Origin of the sequence: Faecalibacterium sp. (assembly GCF_052358865.1) — a bacterium.
GTDB classification, from domain to species: Bacteria; Bacillota; Clostridia; order Oscillospirales; family Ruminococcaceae; genus Faecalibacterium; species Faecalibacterium butyricigenerans.
Genome location: NZ_DAWCVJ010000021.1, coordinates 1 through 24,662, shown reverse-complemented (window position 1 = coordinate 24,662; position 24,662 = coordinate 1). Strand labels below are relative to the sequence as shown.

Here is a 24,662-nt window from a genome sequence, read left to right as displayed (position 1 = left end):
AAATACCCAATGGTATATCGTATCTATGTTGAAAAGAAACCCGGCTTCGACGGCGAGGCCCAGAGCCTGCGCAACGAGCTGGTCTCGCTGCTGGGCATCAAGGAGCTGAGCGGCCTGCGGCTGCTCAACCGCTACGACGTGGAGGGCATCGACGAGGCATTGTTCGAGCAGTGCGTGCCCACTGTGTTCAGCGAGCCGCCGGTGGACAATACCTATGCGGAGCTGCCCGCTGCGGACGGCTGCGTGTCTTTTGCCGTGGAGTACCTGCCCGGCCAGTTCGACCAGCGCGCCGACTCTGCCGCCGAGTGCATCCAGCTCATCAGTCAGGGCGAGCGCCCGCTGGTGCGCTCTGCCCGCGTCTACCTGCTGGAGGGCACCCTGACCGACGAGCAGCTGGCTGAGATCAAGAAATACGTCATCAACCCCGTGGAGGCCCGCGAGGCTTCGCTGGACACCAAGGCTACCCTGAAGATGGAGTATCCCGTCCCCACCGAGGTGGCTGTTCTGGACGGCTTCAACGAGCTGGACGAGGAGGGCCTGAAGAAGTTCATCGATGAGAAGGGCCTTGCGATGGACCTCGGCGACATCAAGTTCTGTCAGGAGTATTTCCGCTCGGAGAAGCGCGACCCGACCATTACTGAGATCAAGATGATCGACACCTACTGGTCCGATCACTGCCGCCATACCACCTTCGGCACCATTCTGGACGACGTCCAGATCGACGATGCCGTGGTGCAGAAGGCATTTGACCGCTACATGGCCATGCGCGCCGACCTTGGCCGCGAGAACAAGCCCCGCTGCATGATGGACCTTGCCACCATCGGTGCCAAGGAGCTGAAAAAGCAGGGTATCCTGAAGAACCTCGATGAGTCTGAGGAGATCAACGCCTGCACCGTCAAGATCAAGTGCGATGTCAACGGCAAGGACGAGGACTGGCTCTTCCTCTTCAAGAATGAGACCCACAACCATCCCACCGAGATCGAGCCGTTCGGCGGTGCGGCCACCTGCATCGGCGGTGCCATCCGTGATCCCCTGTCCGGCCGCAGCTACGTCTATCAGGCCATGCGCGTCACCGGCGCAGGCGACCCCCTCAAGCCCGTCAGCGAGACCCTGCCCGGCAAGCTGCCTCAGCGCAAGCTGGTGACGACCGCTGCCGCCGGTTATTCCTCCTACGGCAACCAGATCGGCCTCGCCACTGGTCAGGTGGATGAGATCTATCATCCCGGCTATGTGGCAAAGCGTATGGAGATCGGTGCTGTCGTGGGTGCGACCCCCGCTTCCCACGTCCGCCGCGAGTGCCCCGCCCCCGGCGACGTCATCGTCCTGCTGGGCGGCCGCACCGGCCGTGACGGCATCGGCGGCGCTACCGGCTCCTCCAAGGCCCACAAGCTGGACAGCCTCGAGCACTGCGGTGCCGAGGTGCAGAAGGGCAACGCCCCCATCGAGCGCAAGCTGCAGCGCCTGTTCCGCCGCGAGGATGCCTGCAAGATGATCAAGCGCTGCAACGACTTCGGCGCAGGCGGCGTCTCCGTTGCCATCGGCGAGCTGGCCGACGGCCTGTATATCGACCTGAATAAGGTCACGAAGAAGTACGACGGCCTCGACGGCACCGAGCTGGCCATCAGCGAGAGTCAGGAGCGGATGGCCGTGGCGCTGGCCCCCGAGGATGTGGACAAGTTCATCGCCATTGCCACTGAGGAGAACCTTGAGGCCACCCCCGTGGCGAAGGTCACGGAAGAAAAGCGTCTGAACATGGTGTGGAACGGCAAGTCCATCGTCAACATCAGCCGCGAGTTCCTGAACTCCAACGGTGCCGAGAAGCACCAGAACGTCCACATCGAGAAGGGCACTGTCTGGCAGCCCCAGTGGGCCGGTGTGACCTTCGAGCAGAAGATGAAGAACATGGTGGGCGACCTGAACGTCTGCAGCAAGAAGGGCCTTTCGGAGCGGTTCGACTCCACCATCGGCGCAGCCACCGTGCTGATGCCCTTCGGCGGCGCACGCCAGCTGACCCCCCAGAACGCCATGGTGGCCAAGCTGCCGGTGGACGGCGAGACCAACACCTGCTCCGGCATGGCATGGGGCTACAACCCCTATCTGACGAGCGCCGACCAGTATGTGGGCGCGCAGATGGCCGTGATCGAGAGCGTGACCAAGCTGGTGGCCAGCGGCTTCCGCTATGAGGACGCCTACCTGACGTTCCAGGAGTATTTCGAGCGTCTGGGCAATGTGCCGGAGCGCTGGGGCAAGCCGCTGGCCGCTCTGCTGGGCGCTCTGGATGCCCAGATGGGCCTCGGTATCGCCTCCATCGGCGGCAAGGATAGTATGTCCGGCTCCTTCGAGCAGCTGGATGTGCCTCCCACGCTGGTGTCCTTCGCCACGGCCATCGGCAAGGCCAGCCGCGTCGTCTCCACCGAGTTCAAGAAGCCGGAGAGCACGGTCGTCCTCCTCCGGCCCATCCTCGATCCGGCGACCGGCTGTCCCAACTTCTTCTCCCTGAAAGCCAACTATAAGATCGTCGAGCAGATGATGGAGGAGGGCATCGTGGCCTCCGCCTGCTCTGTGGGCTACGGCGGTCTGGCCGAGGCCCTCTTCAAGATGGGTCTGGGCAACCGCATCGGCTTCAAGATGATGACCAAGATGTCTACTCACGATATGTTCAAGCCCATGTACGGCTCCATCGTGCTGGAGATGGTCTCCGACGCCCCGGCCGGTGAGCTGCTGGGCGAGACCACGGCGGACTACGTCTTCGAGTGCTGCGGCGACAAGCTGGATATGGCACAGCTGCAGGAGATCTGGGAGTCCAAGCTCGAGCCGGTCTACCCCTACCGCAAGTCCGGCCCCGTCGTCGAGAAGATCAGCGGCAGCCTGACCGCTCCCGCTGCGCCCAAGATCGGCGTGGCAAAGCCGAAGGTCATCATCCCGGTCTTCCCGGGCACCAACTGCGAGTACGACACCGCCCGCGCCTTTGCCCGCGCCGGTGCTGACCCCGAGGTGCTGGTCATCCGCAACCTGACCCCCGCTGACGTCACTGCCAGCTGCGAGGCACTGGTGAAGGCCATCAACGAGAGCCAGATCGTCATGCTGCCCGGCGGCTTCTCCGGCGGCGATGAGCCGGACGGCAGCGCCAAGTTCATCGCCTCCTTCTTCCGCAGCCCGGCCGTCACCGAGGCGGTCCGCGATCTGCTGCAGCACCGTGACGGCCTGATGCTGGGCATCTGCAACGGTTTCCAGGCCCTCATCAAGCTGGGTCTGGCCGCTTACGGCGACATCCGCCCCATCACGTCCTACGACCCGACCCTGACCTTCAACACCATCGGTCGCCACCAGAGTATGCTGGTGCGCACCCGCATCGCTTCCACCGGCAGCCCGTGGCTGTCCAAGTGCAGCGTGGGCGACCAGCACACCGTGGCCATCAGCCACGGCGAGGGACGCTTTGTGGCACCTCAGAGCGTGCTGGATACCCTCATCGCCAACGGCCAGATCGCAACGCAGTACGTCGATCAGGACGGCAACCCCAGCATGGACCTGCGGTATAACCCCAACGGCTCCGTCCTCGCCATCGAGGGCATCACCAGCCCGGACGGCCGCGTCTTTGGTAAGATGGGCCACTCGGAGCGCAGCGGCGAGTACCTCTACAAGAATGTCACCGGCGATAAGTATCAGCCGATCTTCGAGGGCGGCGTGGACTATTTCAAGATTTGATGGTAGAATAAGAAAAACCTCTCCGTCACGGCTTTGCCGTGCCACCTCCCCTATCGAGGGGAGGCTTTGGCAGGGCGGAAAACTTTACCTCTTCGCCAGAGGCTCCCCTCGGTAGGGGAGCTGTCGAGCGATAGCGAGACTGAGAGGTTGAGCCTTTTGCAAAATTTACCCAAGGAGGACAGCTTAATGTCTCAGCATGACCGTTATATCAGCCCCTTTTCCACCCGATATGCCTCCGATGAGATGCAGTACATCTTCTCGGATGACAACAAGTTCCGCACCTGGCGCCGTCTGTGGGTGGCGCTGGCCCGGGCCGAGATGAAGCAGGGCCTGACCAATATCACCCCCGAGATGGTGGCCGAGCTGGAAGCTCATGTGGACGACATCAACTATGAGGTCGCCATCGAGAGGGAGAAGCTGGTGCGCCACGACGTTATGAGCCATGTCTACGCCTACGGCCAGCAGTGCCCCAAGGCAGCAGGCATCATCCATCTGGGCGCCACCAGCTGCTACGTCGGCGACAACACCGACATCATCGTGATGCGTCAGGGCCTTGAGCTGGTGCGCAAGAAGCTCATCGGCGTGCTGGCAAAGCTGGCCAAATTTGCCGAGGAGTACAAGGATATGCCCTGCATGGCCTACACCCACTGCCAGCCCGCCCAGCCCACCACCGTGGGCAAGCGTGCCACCCTGTGGGCCAACGAGCTGGTGATGGACCTCAACGAGATCGACCACCGCCTTGCGACCCTGCAGCTGCGCGGCGTCAAGGGCACCACCGGTACGCAGGCCTCTTTCATGGAGCTGTTCAAGGGCGACGCCGATAAGATCCGCGCCGTGGATGCCTCTATCGCCGAGGAGATGGGCTTCGACCGCGAGGCCGTTATCCCGGTGTCCGGTCAGACCTACAGCCGCAAGGTGGATGCTTTCATCCTGAATGCTCTGGCCGGCATCGGCCAGAGCTGCATGAAGTTTGCCACCGACCTGCGCCTGCTGGCCAACTTCAAGGAGATGGAAGAGCCTTTTGAGAAGAACCAGATCGGTTCCTCTGCCATGCCCTACAAGCGCAACCCCATGCGCTGCGAGCGCATCTGCGCACTGAGCCGCTACCTGATGGTGGATGTGCTCAATCCCAGCTTCACCACTGGCACCCAGTGGTTCGAGCGGACGCTGGATGACAGCGCCAACAAGCGGGTGGCAATGGCCGAAGGCTTCCTCGCCACCGACGCCATCCTGAACATCATGCTCAACGTCACCGACGGCATCGTGGTCTACCCGAAGGTCATCCGCAGCCGCCTGATGGCGGAGCTGCCCTTCATGGCCAGCGAGAACATCATGATGCAGGCCGTGGAGAAGGGCGGCAACCGTCAGGAGCTGCACGAGCGCCTGCGCCAGCACGCCATCGCCGCCGGCAAGCAGGTCAAGGAAGAGGGCCTGCCCAACGATATGGTAGACCGTGTCGCCGCTGACCCCGCCTTTGGCCTGACCAAGGAAGAGATCACAGCGGGCCTTGTGCCCGAAAACTTCGTGGGCCGTGCTCCCCAGCAGGTGGAGGAGTTCATTGCCCACATCCTCAAGCCCATTTTCGACACGAATCCGGATGCTGTGGAGCAGCATGCGAATCTGAGTGTCTAAGGCTTCAAAACATTAGCTCACAAAGGGAGAACGCTGCTGCGCGTTCTCTCTTTTGTTTTGAGACAAAGCTTTTTGGGGCACTGCAAAAGCCTCTCCCAAAGGAAGAGCCTTGAACCGTTCTACCTAAAATGCTACAATATATCCGCACAAAACATTGAGAATCAGGAGAACACCATGCGACTCGACAAATATCTGGCCGAGACGGCCCAATGCACCCGGAGCGAGGCCAAGGCGCTGCTGGCAAAAGGGCGCGTCACCGTGAACGGCGCGGTCTGCAAGAAAGGGGACACCCAGCTGAAGGCCGCCGATGCCGTGGCAGTGGACGGCAGGGCGCTTGATTACCAGCAGTTCGTCTACCTCATGCTCAACAAGCCCGAGGGCGTCGTCAGCGCCTCCACCGACAAGAGGAACACCACCGTCGTCGATCTGGTGGGGGACGCCTACCCCCGGCGGGAGCTGTTCCCGGCGGGGCGGCTGGACAAGACCAGCACCGGCTTTGTCCTGCTGACGGACGACGGCGGCTTTGCCCACGACATCCTCGCGCCCAAGCGCCATGTCTCCAAGACCTACACCGTCACCATCGACACCCCGCTGACGGAGGAGATGCGCGCAGGCTTTGCCGCCGGCGTCACGCTGGCCGACGGCACGGCCCTCTCTCCGGCAGAGGTGTCTGCCCTTACGCCCGACGGCCTGACCGTCCGCGTCCTGCTGCGGCAGGGCGTCTACCACCAGATCAAGCGGATGTTCGGCATCTACGGCGCGGGCGTCAATGCTCTCCACCGGGACGCTATCGGCGGCCTTATGCTGGACGAGAGCCTTGCGCCGGGCCAGTGGAGGGAGCTGACCGCCGACGAAGTGGCGAAAATTACCACGGGGTGAGGCGGCGCTTTTCACCCCTTTTTCAAAAAAGTATCACAATTTGCCGGTAAAATAGCTCTCAGAACCACGCAGAAAGGCCCTTTTTGGCCCTGAAAATGCCCCGAAAGATAATTTCAACAAGAAAGAAGAATTTTTTTTGGTGAAATATGTTGCAAAAGTAAATTCTTTTGTGTAAAATATAAAATGTAATGCGGCGAAATTGTTGAAAATCACAATCCCGCCACCTGCGGTTTGCACAAGAGAGGAAAAGGGGTATCCATTTATGGCCAATAGAGTATTTCAGAGCGTGATCTACCAGATGAAGGACGCGATCGACCGTGTGGTCGGCGTGGTGGATGAGACCGGCGCTGTCATCTCCTGCTCGGAGCTGAATCTGATCGGCGAGGTGCGCGAGGGCTTTATGGCAGAGCGTCTGACGGCCGGAGACCGCTTCGTGCGGGATGGCTACACCTATCAGCAGTTCTCCAGCGCAAAGCATAACGATTATGCCGTCTTCGTGGAAGGCGCTGACGAGACTGCGGGCCAGTTCGCCGCGCTGCTGTCCATCAGCCTCCAGAGCATCAAGCAGTATCACGACGAGAAGTTCGACAAGTCCAACTTTATCAAGAACGTGGTGCTGGACAATATCCTGCCCGGCGACATCTACGCCAAGGCCCGCGAGTTGCACTTTGCCACCGACGTCTCCCGGGTGGTGTTCATCGTCCGCGTCACCAGCGGCGGCGACATCTCCGCTTACGACGTGGTGAGCAGCCTGTTCCCCGATAAGCAGAAGGATTTCGTCTTCAACATCAGCGAGACGGACACCGTTCTGGTCAAGGAGATCCGCAAGGGCATCGACCGCTCCGATATGGAGAAGCTGGCTGCCAGCATCGTGGATACCCTGTCCGGAGAGCATTACATCAAGGCTGTCGTGGGCATCGGCACCCCCATCGCCAACGTGAAGGATCTGGCCACTTCCTTTAAGGAAGCGCAGATCGCCATGGAGGTCAGCAAGGTGTTCGATACCGAGAAGCAGATCATCCGCTACGACAATCTGGGCATCGCACGCCTCATTTATCAGCTGCCCACCACGGTCTGCGAGATGTTCCTGCGCGAGGTGTTCAAGCAGGGCAGCATCGAGAGTCTGGATCAGGAGACCCTCTTCACCATCCAGCGCTTCTTCGAGAACAACCTGAACGTCTCCGAGACCAGCCGCGGCCTGTTCGTCCACCGCAATACGCTGGTGTACCGTCTGGAAAAGATCAAAAAGCTGACCGGTCTGGATCTGCGTGAGTTCGACGACGCTATCGTGTTCAAGGTAGCGCTCATGGTCAAGAAGTACCTGTCCAACAATCCGGCCAAATATTGATATTTCGTCTCAGCCGCCCCGGCTGCGGACGCCGAAACCGGCCGCTCGACCCCGATGCTGGCCGGTTTCTTTTGTTATAGCCTGTATGGACAACCTTTCCGTCACGGCTGACGCCGTGCCGCAACCCGGCCTTGTCGAGCGAAGCGAGACTGAGAGGTTTAAGCTTGGAACTTCTGTACCAAATAACTTTTCAGGAGCAAGATACTCATGATAGATTTTGAACATGTCACCAAGATATACAAGAGGAGCGACAAGCCCGCGCTGGAGGACATCGACTTCCATGTGGCAGACGGCGAGTTCGTCTTTCTGGTGGGACACTCCGGTGCAGGCAAGTCCACCCTGCTCAAGCTCATCCTCCGGGAGGAGCTGCCCACAGAGGGCCGCGTGCTCGTGGACGGCAAGGATGTCGCCCGGCTGCGCCGGGGCAAAGTGCCCTATCTCCGCCGCCAGATGGGCATCATCTTTCAGGACTTCCGCCTCATCCCGACCATGACGGTCTACGAGAACATCGCCTTTGCGATGCACGTCACCAACATCGGCAAGAAGGACATCAAGGAGCGGGTCAACTATATGCTGGAGCTGGTGCATCTGGAGGATAAGGCAAAGGTCTACCCCGAGTTCCTCTCCGGCGGCGAGCAGCAGCGGGTGGCCGTGGCCCGCGCTCTGGCCCACAGCCCTCGTCTGGTCATCGCGGACGAGCCTACCGGCAACATCGACCCCGAGATGAGCCTTGAGATGATGGAGCTGCTGGAGCGGGTGAGCGAAATGGGCATCACAGTGCTGGTCGTCACCCACGAGCATGAGCTGGTGCGCCGGTTCAACCGCCGCACCGTCACCCTGAAGAACGGCCGCATCATCTCCGACGTCCCGGCCAGCTTCGGCGAGGAGGTGCACGCATGAAAATCTCGACGTTTGGTTTCCTGACCCGGCGCGGCGTGCGCAACCTCGGCAAGCACTGGGCCATGACCATTGCCTGCATCGCCTCGCTCAGCGTCTGCATGACCCTGAACACCTTCGCCAGTCTCGTCGAGGTGAACGTGGACAGCATGGTCAACTATCTGGGCACTCAGAACGAGATGGTGGTCTATGTGGACCCCGAGGCCGACAACACCCTCATCGAGTCGGTCGGCGCGGCCATCGGCAGCACCGCAGGGGTGAGCCGGGTGCAGTATATGTCCAAAGAGGACGTCCTGAACCAGTACAAGGGCTATATGTCCGAGTACGCCGACCTACTGGACGAGTTCGAGAACGACAACCCCTTTAAAGCAAATTACCGCGTCTCCCTGTCAGATCTGAATCAGATGGAGGCCATGAGCAGGAAATTCGAGGCCATTGAGGGCGTCTACAGCGTCACAGCCCCCATCGAGATGACCAAGACCTTCGTGGACGTCCAGAAGGCCGTCACCAAGGCCGGGCGGATCGTCGTGCTGGTGCTGATGGCGGTGAGCATCATCACGGTGGGCACCACCATCCGGCTGAGCGTCTTTGCCCGCCGCCGCGAGATCGAGATCATGAAGTACGTCGGCGCCACCAACGCCCTCGTCACCCTGCCCTTCGTCATCGAGGGTCTGGTGATGGGCCTCATCTCCGGCATCATCACGGCGGCGGCCAGCATCGGCGGCTACGCCTATATCGTGGAGATCTCGCCCACACTGGGCAGTCTGTGGCAGATGCTCATGGGCATGGCTCTGGTGCCGCTGGAAAACGTCTGGCCCACCATCCTGACCTACAGCCTCGTGGCGGGCGCTCTGGTGGGCGGTCTGGGCAGTATGTTCTCCATCCGCAAGCACCTTAATGTGTAAGGAGGGCCTACTGTGTATCACGATAAGCATTCCGCAGGCTTCGTCCTGCGCCACTCGCCCCGCCATGCAAAGCCCTCCGGCCACTCGGTCATGATGCGTGCTGCCTGCGCTTTTGTGGCGGCGGCCTGCCTTGTGCTGAGCATGACGGTCTATCCGGCCAGCGCGGCCACCAGCATGAGTTCGCTGCAGAATAAGCTGGATAAGCTCTCCCAGTCTATCCAGCAGCATAAGACAGAGCTGAACAACGCCAAGAAGAAGGAAGCTGCCGCAAAGGCCCTCGAGTCTGAGCTGAAGGAAAAGGTCTCGGTGATCCAGAGCCAGATCAGCGTGCTTCAGGGCCAGATCGCCGAGGTGCAGAACAGCATCGGCGTCAAGGAGCAGCAGATCAGCGCCAAGCAGGCCGAGATCGCCCAGAAGGAGCAGGACATCGCCGACCAGTGGGAAGGCTTCAAGAGCCATATGGCCGCGATGCAGGAGCTGCGGGACGGCGGCAGCGTGGCCATGCTCAGCTCGGTGAACGACCTGTACGAGCTGCTGACCTTCAACGAGGTCATGCAGGACATCTCGGTGAAGGATACCGAGATCCTTGATACCATGAAAGCCGCCCGTGAGAGCCTTGTGAACGACCGCACCCAGCTTGTGGCGGAGCGCACCCAGCTGCAGAACAAAAAGGCCGAGCTGAGTGCCCAGAACAAGCAGATGCAGAGCAAGCAGAGCGAGCTGAACTCCAGCGTCAAGGAGGCCCGCCTGAGCGCCGCCGAGGCCCAGCAGGCCCAGAAGGACGCGCAGGCGGCCATCGAGTCGGATGAGATGAACTACGAGGCCGTCAAGAAGGAGATCCAGAAGCTCATCGCAGCCGCAGCGGCCAGCAAGCCGCAGCTGAGCTTCAGCGGCTTCATCTGTCCCCTCAAGAGCTATACCCGCATCTCCAGTGAATACGGCTGGCGCAAGAACCCCGTCTCGGGTGTCAACAAGCTCCACGCGGGCACCGACTTCGCCGCCCCCGCCGGCACCCCCATCTACGCAGCCGCCAGCGGCTATGTGCAGGTGGCCGGATGGTCCAGCGGCGGCTACGGCAACTACGTCATCATCTACCACGGCAAAATGTCGGACGGCAACGCCTACTCCACCCTCTACGGCCATATGCGCTCGGTGGCAACGTCGGCGGGCAAGTACGTCAAGCAGGGCGAACTCATCGGCTATGTCGGCTCTACCGGCAACTCGACGGGCAACCATCTCCACCTTGAGGTGTGGAAGGGCGGCTCCAAGGCCAATGCAGTCAATCCCCGTGGTTATATTCCTATGAAATAATACTGTGTCGAGGGGTCAAAGGAGGCCATAAGGCGAAATGAACGAGCAAAAACGCAAGCGTATCCTTCGGGCGGGCTGTCTGCTGCTGGCGGGAGTATTCCTGCTGTCGGTGCTGGGCAGCGTCGTCCTGATGCTTTTGGTCTGAACCGGGGAGGAAAACTGAATGAACCGTAAAATTTCCGTAGGGATGACTGTGACCATCGTCATTCTGGCAATGACGGTCACATTTTCCATCACGATGCTGCTGGCGATGCGGCTGTTTGACCGCACCGTCACCAGCGTGAAGGAAAAGGAGAGCATGTACAACAAGGTGGCCGAAGTAGACCGCTATGTGCGTGCCAACGACTACTACGACATCGACGAGACGATGCTGTACGACCGTCTGACCGCAGGCTATCTGCTGGGCACCGGCGACAAGTATGCCCGCTACTACACCGCCTCGGCCTACACCGACCTGCTCAATGCCCAGAGCGGCAAGCTGATCGGCATCGGCGTGGAGCTGGCCATCGACCAGTCCGGCTACGCCAAGGTCACCAAGGTGTACGACGAGTCCCCCGCAAAGGAGGCCGGCCTGCAAAAGGGCGATTACATCATCACCATCGACGGCACGGACGTCAAGAGTCTGGGCAGCGCAGAGGCCGTCCAGAACAAGCTCCGGGGCGAGAGTGGCATCACCGTCAATGTGGTCTGGCTGGACAGCGAGAACGCCCAGCACGCCGCTGACCTGACCCACTACGGTTTCACGGCCAACAGCGTCGATTCCGCCATGGTGCAGGACAATGTGGGCTATATCAAGATCTGGCAGTTCGACAACTCCACCCCCAGTGAGCTGGACTTTGCCCTGCGCAGCCTGACCGCCAGCGGTGCGCAGAGCTTCGTGTTCGACCTGCGCGACAACAGCGGCGGCATCCTCGACGATGCCATCAGCTGTATCGACCTCGTCGCACCGGAAGGTGTGCTGGCCTATGCCGAGGATAAGACCGGAAACCGCACCCTGCTGGGCAGCAGCACCGACGACACCGTCATCAGCCAGCCCTCCGTCTGCCTCGTGAACGAGAACACCGCCAGCGCGGCAGAGCTGTTTGCGTCCAGCCTGCGCTCCCTGTGCGGCGCACGCCTCGTGGGCAGCAGCACCATGGGCAAGGGCACCATCCAAAGCAGCCCTCAGCGCCTCTCGGACGGCAGTGCTGTGGTGGTCACGGTGGCTAAGCTCATCTGCGGCGACGGCTCCTGCTTCGACGGCACCGGCCTGACCGTGGACGTGGAGCGTCCACTGACCCCGGACGAGCAGGTAAGCTATTACGACTACACTCTCGACACCGACCCCCAGATCCAGCGTGCCGTCAGCTGCGCACAGCAGCTCACCGGCACCACCACCGTAGGCGGCGTGAACGATGCCGACCTCGCAGCAGACTCCGCCGCCGCCTCTTCCGAGGCAGCAGGGGAGGGCGAGGCTTCCTCGGAGGCAGTTGCTTCCAGCGTGGAAAGCGCGTCTTGAGATAAGAGAAAGGAAAAAACACTATGCCGGAGCTGACCGACCTCTCCGTGATCCGTACCCTGTGCGAAAAATACGATTTTGCGCTTTCCAAGGGTTTTGGACAGAACTTCATCATCAATCCCGGCCTGCCTCCGAAGATCGTGGATGCCAGCGGCGTCGATAAGAACTGGGGCGTGCTGGAGATCGGCCCCGGCATCGGTGTGCTGACCAAAGAGCTGGCCAGCCGCGCCGCCAAGGTGGTGTCCATCGAGGTGGACGAGCGTCTGCCGCCTCTGCTGGCCGAAACAATGGCCGGTGTGGATAATTTTAAGCTGATATTACAAGATGTTTTGAAAGTGGATCTCCGTGCCCTCATTGAGGAGGAGTTCCCCGGGATGCCGGTGGCCGTCTGCGCCAATCTGCCCTACTACATCACCAGCCCCATCGTCATGAAGCTGTTGGGCGACCGCCTGCCCATCCAGAACCTGACGGTCATGGTGCAGAAGGAGGCCGCCGACCGTCTGGCTGCTGCGCCCGGCACCCGCGCCTCCAGCGCCATCAGCTGTGCTGTGAGCTACTACGCCACCTCCAAGCTGATGTTTACTGCCGCGCCGGGCAGTTTCTACCCGGCCCCAAAAGTCACCAGCGCCGTCGTGCGGATGGACATCCGCCCCGCTCCTGCCGTGCAGGTGAAGGATGAGGACGGTTATTTCGCCCTCATCCGCGCGGCCTTTGGCCAGCGCCGCAAGACCGCAGCCAACGCCATCGCCAGTGGTCTCGGCCTGCAAAAGGAGAAAATCATCGCCGCCATCGAGGCGGCGGGCTTTGATGCCCGCATCCGCCCTGAGGCCCTGACCCTAGAAGATTTCGCCGCCATCCAGCGGGCAATGGCCGCACAGTAACACTCACGAAACCACTCAGGTGCCCCGCCGTTCTGTCAGGAGCGGCGGGGCGCTTTCGCATTCTGAGGCAGAAGCCGCAGAAGATATTGACAACCGGGGAAGTTTCTGGTATTCTACTAAAGTACCCTGCGCGATGCGAGAGGGTACGCTTTGCTGGTGTGGCGCAATGGCAGCGCAACTGATTTGTAATCAGTGGGTTGCAGGTTCAACTCCTGTCACCAGCTCCAAGAAAAACCCCACGATTGACCGTTGAAAATACGGTGTAAATCGTGGGGTTTCTTGCTTTACATAGGCTTCGAAAGGGCTGGAAAGTGCCTTGTTTGTGCCTTGCCGGTCAAAAAACAATCTGCCGTGTGCCTCACAATGTGCCTTGCGCCGGATGCCCGGCGGGGCGGTTTTGTGCCTGTTTACCGCCTGTTTGATAGCAAAAAAGCCTGTCCGGTGTTGTAGCCGGGCGGGCTCTTGTGCTATATGGGGTTCAGTACCCTTTCAAGATGTTCAGTGCATCCAGTGTCTTTGCTGTGTCCAGCAGTTCAGCTTGTGACTTGTCAATGGCTTCAATGATGCTCCACAGAAGTGTGTAATACATGGGCAGTTCGTGCCAGAGGGCTTCCAAATCGTACTTACTGCAATCGGCTTCCCGATTGAGTTCATCCGCCTTGCCGCGTGCGGTCATCCAGCTGTCCATGATAAAGAGAAGGTTCTTCAGGTCGGCCAGACGCCCCATCGTAGTTCCCACGTCCAACGCTTCCACTTGCTTTGCAGTCAGGATCATTGTCTTGCCCCCCTTCAGGCTTTGATAATGCCGCTTGCGAATATCCAGACCAGCCGCACCTTGTCCGGTGCTGCCTTCTGCAGACGGGTGTTGATTGCGTCGATCATGTTCTCCTTCTGGTCGCCCGGATCGCCAAAGAACAGGGCGTCCACGCTGGTGTCAAGCAGAGCTGCCAGTGTCTTGGCCTCGCAAAGCCGGAACTCGGTCTCCCCGTTCAGCTTCTTATTCAGCGTGTTGGTGGATATCTGCAGCGCTCTTGCCACGTTCTCCTGCTTCAGACCGCGCTCCCGGATCATTGCTCGAATGTCATTCATTGTGACTTCCTCCTTATGTCGGTTCCCGGCGGTAAGGGGTCACTGTTTTGGTGACACCTGCCGGGGTTATGAAATTTTGGCTAGGTCAGATTGGCATAGTGTAAGGCTCTACCGTCTGCCATTCTGGCATAGTGTAGCTAATACAAACCGGGCTAGACTGTGCCATTTTGGCATAGTGCGAATACGATTCTACGTTGTTTCTTCTTTTTCCGGACTATGCCAATTTGGCAGACATATACTATATATAGCCATCTATACCCGAAAAAAGTGTGCGGCTTTAGAGCCGGGGAAAGCAGGGGTCAAGGGGAAGAAAACGAGGGCGGGGCCTATGGGCCTACTGAATAGAATTCGCTGAATGCCTTGCCCGGTGTTGTCTTCCCTTTGCTCCCGTTCTTTTGTTGGTGTGGTCAATGATAAAGAATCATCCATCATCCAACCAGCGGAAGCAGAACGAATAGTCATTTGCTGTCCGGGTTGATTTTCCGCTGCGGTCGGTCTGAATGAACCCCGCCCCCTCTAGTTCTTTGATATACCGGGCAAGTGATCGGGGCGGTATCCCGTACTGTTCCGCCTTTGATGCTGGAATCTGAAAGTTGATGCTCCCGGCGGCTTCCATTGCACAGCAGATGTAGAGCTTGAAAGCGCCTGCGCTCAGACTGCGGAACTTTTCATGAAACAGCAGGGAATTGCCGATCTGAACAAACCGGGCCTCTCTGCAGTCCCTTTTTGCGCTCATCCAGCGCGGTAGAGGCTTTGCACTGCTCTTTGCCATCCACTTTCACCTTTTTCCCCGGCGGGCTTCACATACCCCCGCCGGGCCTTCCTGATCGTGTTACTGCGCTTCCAGCAGCTTCACCTGTGATGCACCGAAGAACGATGCCCGGTAGATCTGGCCGTCTCCCTTGCTGCTGTGAATCAGCACTGCCTGAAACAGGGCCTTTGCACCGTGCTCCACCATGTACCCGGCGGCTTTCCAGCCTGCCCAAGTGTTTACCGGCTCGGTGATCCCGGCGGCCTGCCGGGCTTCCTCGATGCGCTGGGCGTTGACCGGGGCAGCCTTTGCGCTGTTCCATGCCCGGTGCAGGGCTTCGGCAAAGCTGCTCACGCCCTTGCGGTACAGCTTCCATGCCTTGTGCATGATCTCGGAGAGATTGTACTTTTTCATCGTTATGACCTCGCTTCTTTACTTGCGGGCCAGCCTTTGGTATAATGGGGCTGACCTCATTTGTGGGTTTGGCTCGGTGTGTGTTTGGTAGACGGCACCGAGCCATTTTCTTTTATACAGCTGATCGGGAAGTGGGTTACTGACTTAGCATGCGTTCACGGCTTACAGCGCTCCCGGTTCTTACTTCGCCCCTTGCCTTCCGGTCGTGCTTCCCTTGCTGTGTCTTTATTATATACCATTGCACAAGTACATTCAATATACGGAATGCACAAAGATTTACCATTGCATAAGTACAAATTGTACACTTGCGCAAGTGTATTGAATGCGCTATAATAGAGTAGAAAAGAGGTGTTAGCATGGGAACAGCCAGAACAAAGGCAAACAATAAATGGAACGCAAAGGCATATGATCGCGTGAATCTCGTTCTGAAAAAAGAAACCAGCCCCACGAAGGATGAAGTTCAGGCGGCGGCAGATGCCAAAGGCGAAAGCCTGAACGCCTATATTGTGGAAGCGATTCGGCAGCGGCTTGAATCGGATATACCCACAGAGGGCACCGCCGGGGAAGTAGAAAAGAGTGAGGTGTAATCATGGCAAATACCTGTCCTGTATGCGGCGGCAAGCTGGGCCTGCTGAACCGTGAGAAAAGCGCGGACGGCCTGATCTGCGCCAGCTGCAGCAACTTTTTCTATTCTAAGCTGGGTTTCCGGGCAGCAAAGCAGTCAACAGCCGCCCTTGCGGACTACTGGGCTACACTGGAACAGCGTCGGAAGGTGTTCAAAGAAACCGATTCCATCTATGATGGTGACGCGCTCTTTGTGTCCATCGACAAAACTAACCGGCTGTTTTGCTTTGGGCACCGCAGCGGTGATAAAGGCCCTCGCATGATCTACAGCTTTGATGAAGTCGCCGGTTATGAATCTGATATGCCTGACGATTTGACGGTGACAGAGACCAAAGGAGGCATTGGCCGGGCCGTGATCGGTGCAGCCGTTGCCGGTCCTGTGGGTGCGATCGTGGGCGCTGCCACCGCTAAAACAGAGACCCGCAAGGGCCGCAGTAAAGAGAGCGTGTCTATTTACTTTGCGCTTCCACTGGGCGAAAGCAGCTTGCCGACAACGGTTTATCCCGGCGGAATGACTGCGTTTCTCAAGAGCTGCAAAGTCAGCCAGGAGAAGCCGCAGGCTGCCGCTCCGGCTGCCCCCAGCGCCGCTGATGAGCTTTTGAAGTTTAAGCAGCTACTGGATATGGGCGCTATTACGGAAGCAGAGTACAATGCCAAGAAAGCCCAACTGCTGGGTTTGTGACGCCGGGGAGGAATGAACATGGAAGAACTGTATAAGCAGCTGGCAGCACTCGCCCGCCAGCATGGAGCCCGGCGGCTTGTGCTGTTCGGTTCTCGTGCCAGAGGGGACAACCGCTATAACAGTGATGTGGATCTGGCCGTGTATGGGATGCCAGAGAGCAATCGGGCAAACTTCTGGATGGACTGCGAGGACTTGCCCACGCTGCTGAAATTTGACATCGTGCATATCACGGACGGTATGAACCCGGTGTTTATCGAAAATATCAAGAAGGACGGTGTAACCCTTTATGCTGCAGAAGATTGAGCACTATATCAGCGCGCTGGCGCAGCTGGAACAGGCTGTAGTCATCTACCAGAAAAGCCAGCAAGATGCCCTTTACCGTGACGGCCTGATCCAGCGGTTTGAGTTCACGGTGGAGCTGGCATGGAAGTCCATCAAGGAGTATCTGGAAGATCAAGGCAGCACAACGCCCATTGCCACCCCGCGCGCCGTGCTGAAAGAAGCCTTTGCCGCCGGTATCATTCAAGACGCGGACGAATGGAACAAGATCATCACGGCCCGCAACATCACTTCCCACGTCTACGATGAAAAGACCGCCGAGGATGTGGCTGCACAGATCTGCAACGATTTTCTGCCGCTGCTCAAAGCGCTGGGCAAGTTCTACCGCGACTGATAGCCCGCCGGGGCCGTCAGAGCGCAGATAAGACCACGGTAAGGAATTTCACCCACAAGCAACAAGAAAAGCCCACAGGCGCGCGCTGACGCGTTCTGTGGGCTTTGTTCATGCAGCGATTTTGTTTAGGTCAACAGAATCGTGTAGCTGAAGCGCTGCGCCCGGCGGGTGCTGCATGGTCAAAGGGTTTGGGATGCTGCCCAACAAGTCCTTGCAAGGCAAGGGGCTTTGTACATACAAAGACACTGCTTGCTGCGGCTGTGTTGGTACCACAGCGCCCTGCTTGCCGTGGTTTGGCGCTTCTTTTTTATAGCTGCCGGAAAATCCGGAAATTTTTCAGACACGATATGTGCGAGATCGGGAGGCGCTTTATCACCGCTTTACCACCGCTTCACAGTTTGCATGAAACACTGTACTTTCACCGCGCGGTCACTGCAAAACTGTCCAGCGCGCCCGGCGGGGTGCAGGTCAAATGATGGCAGAGATTCCGTACTTCTCGACCAGCTCGCGCACATGCTCCTCGTATTTCTTCACCTGTTCGTCCCAGTATTCCACCGTGCGTTCCTGAACGCTGCCATAGCGGTTCCATGCGTTCCAGCCGGTGCCGCGCCATGCTCTGGTGGTGATCACATCATCATGCCAGCGTTGGAGAGAGGAAAGCCCCTTCATTTTGCGAATTGCCTTAACCTCGATCTGACGCACGCGCTCGGCCTGTACGCCAAGTTCCACGCCAACGGCCCGGAGGCTCTTTTCGTCATAGTAACGACTGCGCAAAACAGCTGCTTCCCGCTCGGTCAGGTGCTGGGTCATGGCTGTTTCAAGGGCTGTGTGTAACTCCTCGGTGTAAACACCATCCTCTGCCTGCTGAAACGCCTGTGTAGCCGCCGGATCTTCGATGGTTTCCCCTTTGGTGCTGCTGCCTTCGTCCGCTTCATCAAGGCGAACGTCAAGGCTGCTGCACTCGTTCAGCGGGTTTGCAGATACAGCCACGCGCCTGCCGTCATCGGTGGTGACACCCCGTGTGTGCTCTCCACAGATGGCGGTGCGAATCTGCTTCAACAGTGCGTAGCTCAGATACGTTGTGAAATTGCCCTGTTCTGCGCTGTAGTGCTTGGCGGCATAGTCTACTGCAAAATATCCTTCCTGTACCAAATCTTCAAAGGACAGGCCCGCATTGTCAGCAACAGGCTTGTTCTTCTCGAACCACTGCCACAGCTGCCGCCGAATAAAGCCCTTGTTGACTTCCCACAGCTGGCCCAAAGCAAAGGTATTCCCGGCGGCTGCCAGAGTTGCAAGGGCCGCGTTTGTGGCCTGCTGGTCATTTTTTGCCTGTTTCTGTTCCATTGCTGTATCCTTCCTTTTTTCGTGTGCATTTTTGTTCAAAATACGAATTTATGGACACGATACGCGGGCGCGCGTGGCTGTGTGAACGAACTACGCACTCCGCTTTTTTAGTGCGCACAAACGCGCACATTGACGCTCTCTTTTTTATGCCGCACAAATCCGCACATTCACGGGCAGGGGGCGGCGATTCACCGCCCACCTTTTACTCAATTTTGAGTAAAGCTCAGAACTGCGAAAAAGCCAATTTTTCACCGCTTCCCCACCGCTTGGGGATTTCGGACATTTTTGTCCAATAGATTTTTGCGCACCCCGGCGGCGCATAGATCAGTCCAAAACTGGACACATCTCCCCAAAATTGGGGATGTCTGTTTTCCGGGACAGCCCAATTTGGGACTGTCCTTTTAGTGGCGGAAAATTCCGCTCTCCTTTGCCTCAATGGTTTTTCGCAAAAATCCGAAAAACCGCCGGGGCTGTCAAAACTGAATTTTCAGCGCTGACCCAAGATGTGCGTAGTTTTGCGCATATCTACCCGCACAACCTTTTTCACAATTTTGTGTGATAGCTTTTTTCGTTCCGTCACAAATTCCCCGCAAGTGGGGAAAAGGTCACGTTCTCTCGCTTCCCAAATCGGAGAAGCAAAACCTATCTTCCGTTTTTGGAAGATAGTACTTTCGCTCATTTTTGAGCAATAGGGCCAGTATCAGACACCGGCAAAGGGGTGAACGTTTTGTTCACCGCTGGTTATAAAACTGCCAAAATGACAGTTTTGCAAGACGGGTCACATTTTTGTTATCCGTGAAATAGTGTCGCAAACCGCGACGGTATTTTCCGCCGGGGTGTCACCAAAACAATGACCCCTTTGGCCCGGTCACCAAAACGATGACCTAAGCCAGACTTACACCGCCGGGGGTACGTTAAAATTAACGATACCCGAAGTATGCGCAAAACTTCGCAGACTCCACTTAGAGCCGAAAAATCGGCCCTGACCATCACCCTGAATCAGGGTAGTGGTTTTGAACACAGTCATTTTTGACCGCATTGCACGGTGGACAAAATTGTCTGCCGTTGCTTTCCAGATATGCAAAGCGAGATTGCCCGCTCAAAAATGAGCATCCAACATTGGTTTCACAAAAATGTTTGACCAATAACCGCAGACCGTAAAGGCTTGTTCTGGGGGTGTACCGTTCGGTACGGGGCCGCTCTCGGCGCCTGCTGCGTGGGCCGTAGGGGGCTGTCCATTTTGGGACACACCCCCTTCAACCCGCACAAATTTGTACAGGTTCATTGGTGAGACAAAACTGTCCAGCCAATCCCGACGACGCCACTAAAGTCCAATTTATATCCCCGTTATACCACATTTTGACGCATAGAAAAAGCGCATAGCGGTTTGTTTTTATGCTGTGTGCAAATGAAAATGCCGTGATGCTCTGGGTCTCCCCAAAACTGGGGACACCCCGGCGGATGTGCAGCGGCTTGTGAACCAGCGCGCAAAACTGCGCTGTGATCTTTGGTTGCCGAATTTTCGGCCACCAGATGAAGGGGGTTCCAAAACGGAACACCCCTATACCATGAAATGCGGAGTAGGGGGTACGTTCTAAAACAGAATGCACCGTTTAGGTCTATCGTGAAACGCGATACACCTCCGGGCTGGACTGCCATTTGGGCAGAGGGGGGTAACGATTCGTTCCCCCCTTGCAAGGAGGCTTTACTTTGGGGCACCCCTACGCCGTGAAATAGGGCAGCAGGGCAGTTGATCTACCCACTGACGGGAAATCACCTGCACAGGGATACGGTGAAACACCGTAGCCTTAAGGGGGCGGTAAAACGCCGCCCCCTTGCGGATGATCTCATGCCGGCGGGTATGCCCCGTTTCAGGACACACCGGTACTCCCTGTTTCAAGGAGTACCAGCAGCGCACTGTCTAGCCCGGCGATTTGCCGACCTTGAGGAGTATAATGTTTCGTCATGCACCGTCTGGAAGCAGCAGGGTATAATCGGCGGCCGAAAATTCAGCTGCCAGAGGATATTGTTTAGCGGCTGAAAAATCAGCTACTAGACAGGAGGACTTAAATTTCAGCCGTCAAAGGGAGTCGTGAAACGCGAGGTCCTTTAATCGATGGGGTGAGTCAGGCTCACCTCACCCGAATTTAGGCCGTTGCGGGGGTGCCCATTTTTAGGCATACCTACTTGTGGGGACGGAGCTCAAAAATGTGCGCCGTGAGTTTTTCGGATTTTTCCGAAAAAGATCGCAACATGATGCGACGTTGCCACTTCTGGCAACGTTTTTTCGTCCACAAGTGGTCGAATAGGAAGGTGCATCGGTTTTCGCCACTCGTGGCGAAGAATCTTCCCAACAAGCTGGGAAACATGCACAGACGTGTGCACGCCGTTACCACTTGTGGCGATGCTTCCCCGTAAAACTGGGGAAAATCGCTTACTAAAATTTTAGTAACCAATATTCGGCAGCCGTGCCGAAAGATGCGCTCAAAATTGAGCATATCTTCCTCCACTCGTGGGGGAAAGTTGCTTTTGCTGGATGGGGTAACGTTTTGCTACCCCATCCCGGCAGACCCCCTCGTGTTTCACGACCCCGGCGCAGAAAAGCCGCTGCCACACAGAGTGACAACGGCCTTATGTACCCCGCCGGGCTGGAATTTAATGACACGATACGCACGCGCATAGTCGCGTGAACAAACTCGTGCCAGCCTTTACGCTTCGGCTTTTTCCGAAGCGCACAACATACGCGCGTGATTGTGTTTACAAATTCCTGTCAGGCTCTTATTTTGCGCCTTCCGGCAGTTTTACACACCCCTTGCTTTCCGTGTCACCGTCACGCCGATGCGTGCATCGACGTTGGTCGCCATGCGGGGCGACAGCACGCCCACCAGCTCGCCGGAGTCCATGACCACCTGACCCTTGCCGATGTCGGGCAGATGCTCGTCCAGCATCCCTTCGATGCGTTCCAGAATGCTGGTCTGCCGGTCAACAACGGACTGCTGGCCAGTAACGCGGTACTGCAGGGCCGCGCGGGTGGAGAAGGTGCCCAGACTGTCATACACGCCGGTCTTGTCAAAGGGACTCTGGTAGTGGCTGACGGGCTGCTGGTCATTCTTCTTGTTCATCCACATGGCAAGGCCGATGCCGCCAGCGACCGCGCCCACGCCCAGGATCAGGGCAAGGACGGGGTTCGCTGCCACAAAGGACACGATGCCACCCAGTGCAGAGGTGATGCCGCCTGCCATGCCGGAAAAGCTCTGGACGATGCTGCCCAGAGCGCCGCCCACGCCGCCGGAACCTGCAAGACCGTTGACGATCTCGCCAAAAGCCTTGACCGAATTGGTCACACCGTCGATATCGGATTTTACCCCGCCGTCAGCAAAAAGCTTCTGGAAGATATCAAATGCCTTGCCGATGCCGCCGCTGAAGTAGCCCTCATTGACCGCGGTCAGTGCCTTATTGAGCCAATCAGAGATCACATTACGCTGTCCCTGCGACACTTCGCCCCAGATCAGATTGACAAAATCCAACCCAAGACTTGCCCAGTCGCCGTTTTTGGCGTCTTTGAAGGTGTTCTTTACCAGCCCGAAAATGCCCTTATCCAGCTGGCCGGAAGCCTCGCTCAGCTGTTGATCAATGCGGCTCTGGGTACCCTTTACGCTCTTGTCGATCTCGTTGGAGGTCTCCGTCACCTTATCTTGAATGCCGTCGATGTAAGTGATGATCTTCTCGTAGGTCTCCGCGCCGTTCTCGCCGATGCGCTGGCCGGTCTCTGTGACGGTCTTCTTGATATGCTCGCTGCCGTCCGCGTACTTTTCCACCGCCTGCTGCACCTTTGTAGTGATGCCGTCAAAGGTGGTTTCCGAGACGTTGGTAAAGGTGCCCAGCAGCGTTTTTGACATGTCGTCATAGGTCTTTGTGACCTTTGTGACCGTGCCGTTGACTTTGGTCTCGATCTGCTTAAAGGTCGTGGCGACGCCGTTCACCATCTCCTTGCCGGTCGTGGTGGTGGTCTCGGTGATGCGGTCTTTGATGCTGCCCGCGCTGTCCTTGACCTTTTCGGTGAGAGTCTGGATGCTGGTGGTCACAGTGCCCAGCGCATTCTGCGCGGTGGTCGTAGCCGTGCTGGAGATAGACGAAATGACCGTTTCGGTGGTGGAGCCGGTCTTTGTAGCTTTAGTGGTATCTTCTCCGGACGTTGTGTCCGTTCCGTTGCTTCCGGTATCAAGCCCTGTTTCATTCAGGCCGTATTGCCGGGCAAGCCTGTCTCCGTATCGCTTCCAATAAGCAGCATCTTTCGGGCTGCCTTGCTGGTATCTGGTTTCGGACGTTTTACCGTTGGCAGCGGCCCACGCCTCAAATGTGTTTTCTTCATAGCCGTTTTTACCTAGAGCATGGTTCAGCTTGTACGACAGCCGATCAAGTGGGCCAGACATTGCTGAAACTCCGTTAAGGATGCCTTGACCGATAGACGAAACAATATCTTTGCCGATCTGCACCCAATCCGTCGAAAAAATCTTTGTGACAATCGCCGCAGTGATGTTCCCGATAGCTTCAATTACATTGCCGGTCAAACTTAAAAATCCCTCAACCAGTTTCCCCAGCAAATCCGCACCAGCTGTAAAAATTTCGTCCGCATTGTTCCAAAGCTCCACAGCAAACGAAGAAACTGTCTGTACAGCAGCATTCGCAACTATGGGGGCCGTGCTCAGGATCCCGTTTGCCAAACTGGTCAGCAGTTGTCCGCCCGTATCCACGATCTGGCCTGTGTTGTCCTGCAGATACAGGGCAAAATTCTGCACAGCACCTGCTGCCTGTGTGGCAAGAGAGGGAATACCGTCGGAAATTCCGGTTGCGATGTCGTCCACAATATGACCACCCGCCTGCATCAGACCGTTTGCACCGGACGTCTCAAAGGCCTCCTGCAGCCGTTGCACCCACCCAGAAGCAGCTGTTACGAGTTTTCCTTCCGTCTCCGTCAGGCCTTCTGTAAGCGTTCCAAGCAGCTGCGACCAATTGTCTTTCAGGGTTTCAATGCGGCCGCTCATTGTCTGGCTCTGGGTTTCCATTGCGTTATAATAACGCCCGCCCTCTTCGGATGCCTTTTGCAGGGCCGCCGTCAGCAGATCATAACTGATGGTCATTTTCTGCACTTCGGCGGTGCTTTTTCCCGTGTAGTCGGCCAGAATGCCATAAATATCAATGCCAGCCATTGCGAATTGCTTGATGTCCGCAGCGCTGGCTTTGCCCACGTTTTTGATCTGCTGCAGGTTCGCAGCCATACGGGACAAAGCATCATTGCCTCCACTTGTAGCCGATACTGCATCGCCCAGTGCCAGAATCGTGCTGCGGGCCTTGCCCGCGTCTACGCCTGCGCTGATAAGCAGCTGGTTTGCCTGAACCAGCGAATCAACATTCAGCGGCGTGTGTGCTGCATCCTGCTTGATCTGGTTCAAAACGGCCTGCGCCTGTTCTGCGGATCCAAGCATGTTGGTATACGCAACGCGGTATTTTTCCATTGCCTGGTTGAAATCCGCGCCTTGCTTCACCACGCCTTCTCCAAAAGACGCAAATTTTCCTGCAAGGCTGGTGATTGCCGTTGCAATCAGTTGTGATTTTGTAAAAGCACCTGTCAGCGTCTTACTCAATCCGGAAAAAGGCACGGAAAGGCTCTCTGTTTTAGCGGAGGCACGTTCCATTTTCCGGCCAACATCTTCCACTGAAACGCCTACAGCTTCCAGCGATTTCCGACATTCGTCCAGCTTCTGTCTCTGTTCGGCTATCTTTGCGCTGTATTTCTGCGCGCTTTGGGACGGTGTGCCGTATTGTGCAGCAGCCTTGTTAAAAGCGCTCTGATAGCCGCCCAGTGAAGCTGCCAACGATTTGTATTGCGACTTCATTTCAGTAACTGAGGCTGCCGTCTTGGTTTTGGCTTGTGAAATGCCACGCTCAAATTCCGAGGGATCCATTCCAAGCTCAACCGAAAGAGTAAACAGATTCAACAGCAAGATCTCCTTTCTAAAATATTATAT

At 57.5% G+C, this 24,662-nt stretch carries 19 protein-coding genes and 1 tRNA gene; 14 read left to right on the top strand and 6 right to left on the bottom strand.

The features are described 5' to 3' along the window. The first annotated feature begins 9 nt into the window (after positions 1-9). The 10 genes from ACT8X9_RS05350 to ACT8X9_RS05305 all read left to right on the top strand — a co-directional run bounded on the left by ACT8X9_RS05350 (position 10) and on the right by ACT8X9_RS05305 (position 13,283). Positions 10-3,705 carry a phosphoribosylformylglycinamidine synthase gene (locus ACT8X9_RS05350; protein WP_444268354.1) on the top strand — a complete coding sequence of 1,232 codons (3,696 nt, stop codon included), beginning with the start codon at positions 10-12 and terminating at the stop codon, positions 3,703-3,705. Positions 3,706-3,891: 186 nt separating this feature from the next. Continuing rightward, on the top strand, positions 3,892-5,337 hold the full coding sequence (gene purB, locus ACT8X9_RS05345) for an adenylosuccinate lyase (RefSeq protein WP_227619916.1): 1,446 nt from the start codon (positions 3,892-3,894) through the stop codon (positions 5,335-5,337). A gap of 174 nt (positions 5,338-5,511) precedes the next feature. Beyond that, a complete protein-coding gene (locus tag ACT8X9_RS05340) occupies positions 5,512-6,216 on the top strand; it encodes a pseudouridine synthase (protein ID WP_444268353.1) in 705 nt (234 codons plus the stop codon). 262 nt (positions 6,217-6,478) lie between these two features. Beyond that, positions 6,479-7,564, top strand: a complete 1,086-nt coding sequence (locus ACT8X9_RS05335; RefSeq protein WP_227619914.1) for a PucR family transcriptional regulator — start codon at positions 6,479-6,481, stop codon at positions 7,562-7,564. A 207-nt stretch (positions 7,565-7,771) separates the two neighbouring features. Next, on the top strand, positions 7,772-8,464 hold the full coding sequence (ftsE, locus tag ACT8X9_RS05330; RefSeq protein WP_227619913.1) for a cell division ATP-binding protein FtsE: 693 nt from the start codon (positions 7,772-7,774) through the stop codon (positions 8,462-8,464). Continuing rightward, complete coding sequence (locus ACT8X9_RS05325; RefSeq protein ID WP_444268352.1) at positions 8,461-9,366, top strand: cell division protein FtsX; 906 nt, start codon at positions 8,461-8,463, stop codon at positions 9,364-9,366. The genes ftsE and ACT8X9_RS05325 overlap by 4 nt, the downstream gene beginning before the upstream one ends. A gap of 12 nt (positions 9,367-9,378) precedes the next feature. Beyond that, positions 9,379-10,677, top strand: a complete 1,299-nt coding sequence (locus ACT8X9_RS05320) for a murein hydrolase activator EnvC family protein (RefSeq protein ID WP_444268351.1) — start codon at positions 9,379-9,381, stop codon at positions 10,675-10,677. Positions 10,678-10,840: 163 nt separating this feature from the next. Next, a complete protein-coding gene (locus ACT8X9_RS05315; protein ID WP_444268350.1) occupies positions 10,841-12,175 on the top strand; it encodes a S41 family peptidase in 1,335 nt (444 codons plus the stop codon). 23 nt (positions 12,176-12,198) lie between these two features. Then, positions 12,199-13,056 (top strand): 16S rRNA (adenine(1518)-N(6)/adenine(1519)-N(6))-dimethyltransferase RsmA, encoded by an 858-nt coding sequence (gene rsmA, locus ACT8X9_RS05310; RefSeq protein ID WP_444268349.1) that lies wholly within the window; start codon positions 12,199-12,201, stop codon positions 13,054-13,056. A gap of 152 nt (positions 13,057-13,208) precedes the next feature. Then, positions 13,209-13,283, top strand: a tRNA-Thr gene (locus ACT8X9_RS05305). 251 nt (positions 13,284-13,534) lie between these two features. On the opposite strand, the gene ACT8X9_RS05300 is transcribed toward ACT8X9_RS05305, so the two are convergent. From ACT8X9_RS05300 to ACT8X9_RS05285, 4 genes are all read right to left on the bottom strand, one after another. Beyond that, positions 13,535-13,831 (bottom strand): hypothetical protein, encoded by a 297-nt coding sequence (locus ACT8X9_RS05300; protein ID WP_270565321.1) that lies wholly within the window; start codon positions 13,829-13,831, stop codon positions 13,535-13,537. A 14-nt stretch (positions 13,832-13,845) separates the two neighbouring features. Next, positions 13,846-14,145: a helix-turn-helix transcriptional regulator gene (locus ACT8X9_RS05295; protein ID WP_444268348.1), complete on the bottom strand. Its 300-nt coding sequence runs from the start codon at positions 14,143-14,145 to the stop codon at positions 13,846-13,848. Positions 14,146-14,566: 421 nt separating this feature from the next. Further along, positions 14,567-14,917: a hypothetical protein gene (locus ACT8X9_RS05290; protein ID WP_270565324.1), complete on the bottom strand. Its 351-nt coding sequence runs from the start codon at positions 14,915-14,917 to the stop codon at positions 14,567-14,569. 60 nt (positions 14,918-14,977) lie between these two features. Further along, positions 14,978-15,310 (bottom strand): hypothetical protein, encoded by a 333-nt coding sequence (locus ACT8X9_RS05285; protein WP_444268347.1) that lies wholly within the window; start codon positions 15,308-15,310, stop codon positions 14,978-14,980. Between the two features lie 356 nt (positions 15,311-15,666). Here ACT8X9_RS05285 and ACT8X9_RS05280 point away from each other — a divergent pair, with 356 nt between their 5' ends. The 4 genes from ACT8X9_RS05280 to ACT8X9_RS05265 are packed head-to-tail and all read left to right on the top strand — an operon-like array spanning position 15,667 to position 17,289. Beyond that, positions 15,667-15,897 (top strand): antitoxin, encoded by a 231-nt coding sequence (locus tag ACT8X9_RS05280; protein WP_444268346.1) that lies wholly within the window; start codon positions 15,667-15,669, stop codon positions 15,895-15,897. A gap of 2 nt (positions 15,898-15,899) precedes the next feature. Then, positions 15,900-16,616 (top strand): SHOCT domain-containing protein, encoded by a 717-nt coding sequence (locus ACT8X9_RS05275; RefSeq protein ID WP_444268345.1) that lies wholly within the window; start codon positions 15,900-15,902, stop codon positions 16,614-16,616. A gap of 18 nt (positions 16,617-16,634) precedes the next feature. Next, positions 16,635-16,919: a nucleotidyltransferase family protein gene (locus tag ACT8X9_RS05270; RefSeq protein WP_444268344.1), complete on the top strand. Its 285-nt coding sequence runs from the start codon at positions 16,635-16,637 to the stop codon at positions 16,917-16,919. Then, on the top strand, positions 16,903-17,289 hold the full coding sequence (locus ACT8X9_RS05265) for a nucleotidyltransferase substrate binding protein (protein WP_270565331.1): 387 nt from the start codon (positions 16,903-16,905) through the stop codon (positions 17,287-17,289). Before ACT8X9_RS05270 ends, ACT8X9_RS05265 begins: the two co-directional genes overlap by 17 nt. 468 nt (positions 17,290-17,757) lie before the next feature. On the opposite strand, the gene ACT8X9_RS05260 is transcribed toward ACT8X9_RS05265, so the two are convergent. Next, positions 17,758-18,633, bottom strand: coding sequence for a sigma-70 family RNA polymerase sigma factor (locus tag ACT8X9_RS05260; protein WP_444268343.1), 876 nt, complete (start codon positions 18,631-18,633; stop codon positions 17,758-17,760). A gap of 2,801 nt (positions 18,634-21,434) precedes the next feature. Beyond that, positions 21,435-24,632: a tape measure protein gene (locus ACT8X9_RS05255; protein WP_444268342.1), complete on the bottom strand. Its 3,198-nt coding sequence runs from the start codon at positions 24,630-24,632 to the stop codon at positions 21,435-21,437. Between the last annotated feature and the right edge of the window lie 30 nt (positions 24,633-24,662).

What these genes read in the sequence shown, in the direction of transcription:
- ACT8X9_RS05350 (WP_444268354.1), top strand. Translation starts at nt 10, where the DNA reads ATGGTATATCGTATCTATGTTGAAAAGAAACCCGGCTTCGACGGCGAG.
- ACT8X9_RS05335 (WP_227619914.1), top strand. Translation starts at nt 6,479, where the DNA reads ATGGCCAATAGAGTATTTCAGAGCGTGATCTACCAGATGAAGGACGCG.
- ACT8X9_RS05290 (WP_270565324.1), bottom strand. Translation starts at nt 14,917, where the DNA reads ATGGCAAAGAGCAGTGCAAAGCCTCTACCGCGCTGGATGAGCGCAAAA.
- ACT8X9_RS05325 (WP_444268352.1), top strand. Translation starts at nt 8,461, where the DNA reads ATGAAAATCTCGACGTTTGGTTTCCTGACCCGGCGCGGCGTGCGCAAC.
- ACT8X9_RS05280 (WP_444268346.1), top strand. Translation starts at nt 15,667, where the DNA reads ATGGGAACAGCCAGAACAAAGGCAAACAATAAATGGAACGCAAAGGCA.
- ACT8X9_RS05275 (WP_444268345.1), top strand. Translation starts at nt 15,900, where the DNA reads ATGGCAAATACCTGTCCTGTATGCGGCGGCAAGCTGGGCCTGCTGAAC.
- ACT8X9_RS05260 (WP_444268343.1), bottom strand. Translation starts at nt 18,633, where the DNA reads ATGGAACAGAAACAGGCAAAAAATGACCAGCAGGCCACAAACGCGGCC.
- ACT8X9_RS05295 (WP_444268348.1), bottom strand. Translation starts at nt 14,145, where the DNA reads ATGAATGACATTCGAGCAATGATCCGGGAGCGCGGTCTGAAGCAGGAG.
- purB (WP_227619916.1), top strand. Translation starts at nt 3,892, where the DNA reads ATGTCTCAGCATGACCGTTATATCAGCCCCTTTTCCACCCGATATGCC.
- ACT8X9_RS05300 (WP_270565321.1), bottom strand. Translation starts at nt 13,831, where the DNA reads ATGATCCTGACTGCAAAGCAAGTGGAAGCGTTGGACGTGGGAACTACG.
- ftsE (WP_227619913.1), top strand. Translation starts at nt 7,772, where the DNA reads ATGATAGATTTTGAACATGTCACCAAGATATACAAGAGGAGCGACAAG.
- ACT8X9_RS05270 (WP_444268344.1), top strand. Translation starts at nt 16,635, where the DNA reads ATGGAAGAACTGTATAAGCAGCTGGCAGCACTCGCCCGCCAGCATGGA.
- ACT8X9_RS05265 (WP_270565331.1), top strand. Translation starts at nt 16,903, where the DNA reads ATGCTGCAGAAGATTGAGCACTATATCAGCGCGCTGGCGCAGCTGGAA.
- ACT8X9_RS05285 (WP_444268347.1), bottom strand. Translation starts at nt 15,310, where the DNA reads ATGAAAAAGTACAATCTCTCCGAGATCATGCACAAGGCATGGAAGCTG.
- ACT8X9_RS05315 (WP_444268350.1), top strand. Translation starts at nt 10,841, where the DNA reads ATGAACCGTAAAATTTCCGTAGGGATGACTGTGACCATCGTCATTCTG.
- rsmA (WP_444268349.1), top strand. Translation starts at nt 12,199, where the DNA reads ATGCCGGAGCTGACCGACCTCTCCGTGATCCGTACCCTGTGCGAAAAA.
- ACT8X9_RS05340 (WP_444268353.1), top strand. Translation starts at nt 5,512, where the DNA reads ATGCGACTCGACAAATATCTGGCCGAGACGGCCCAATGCACCCGGAGC.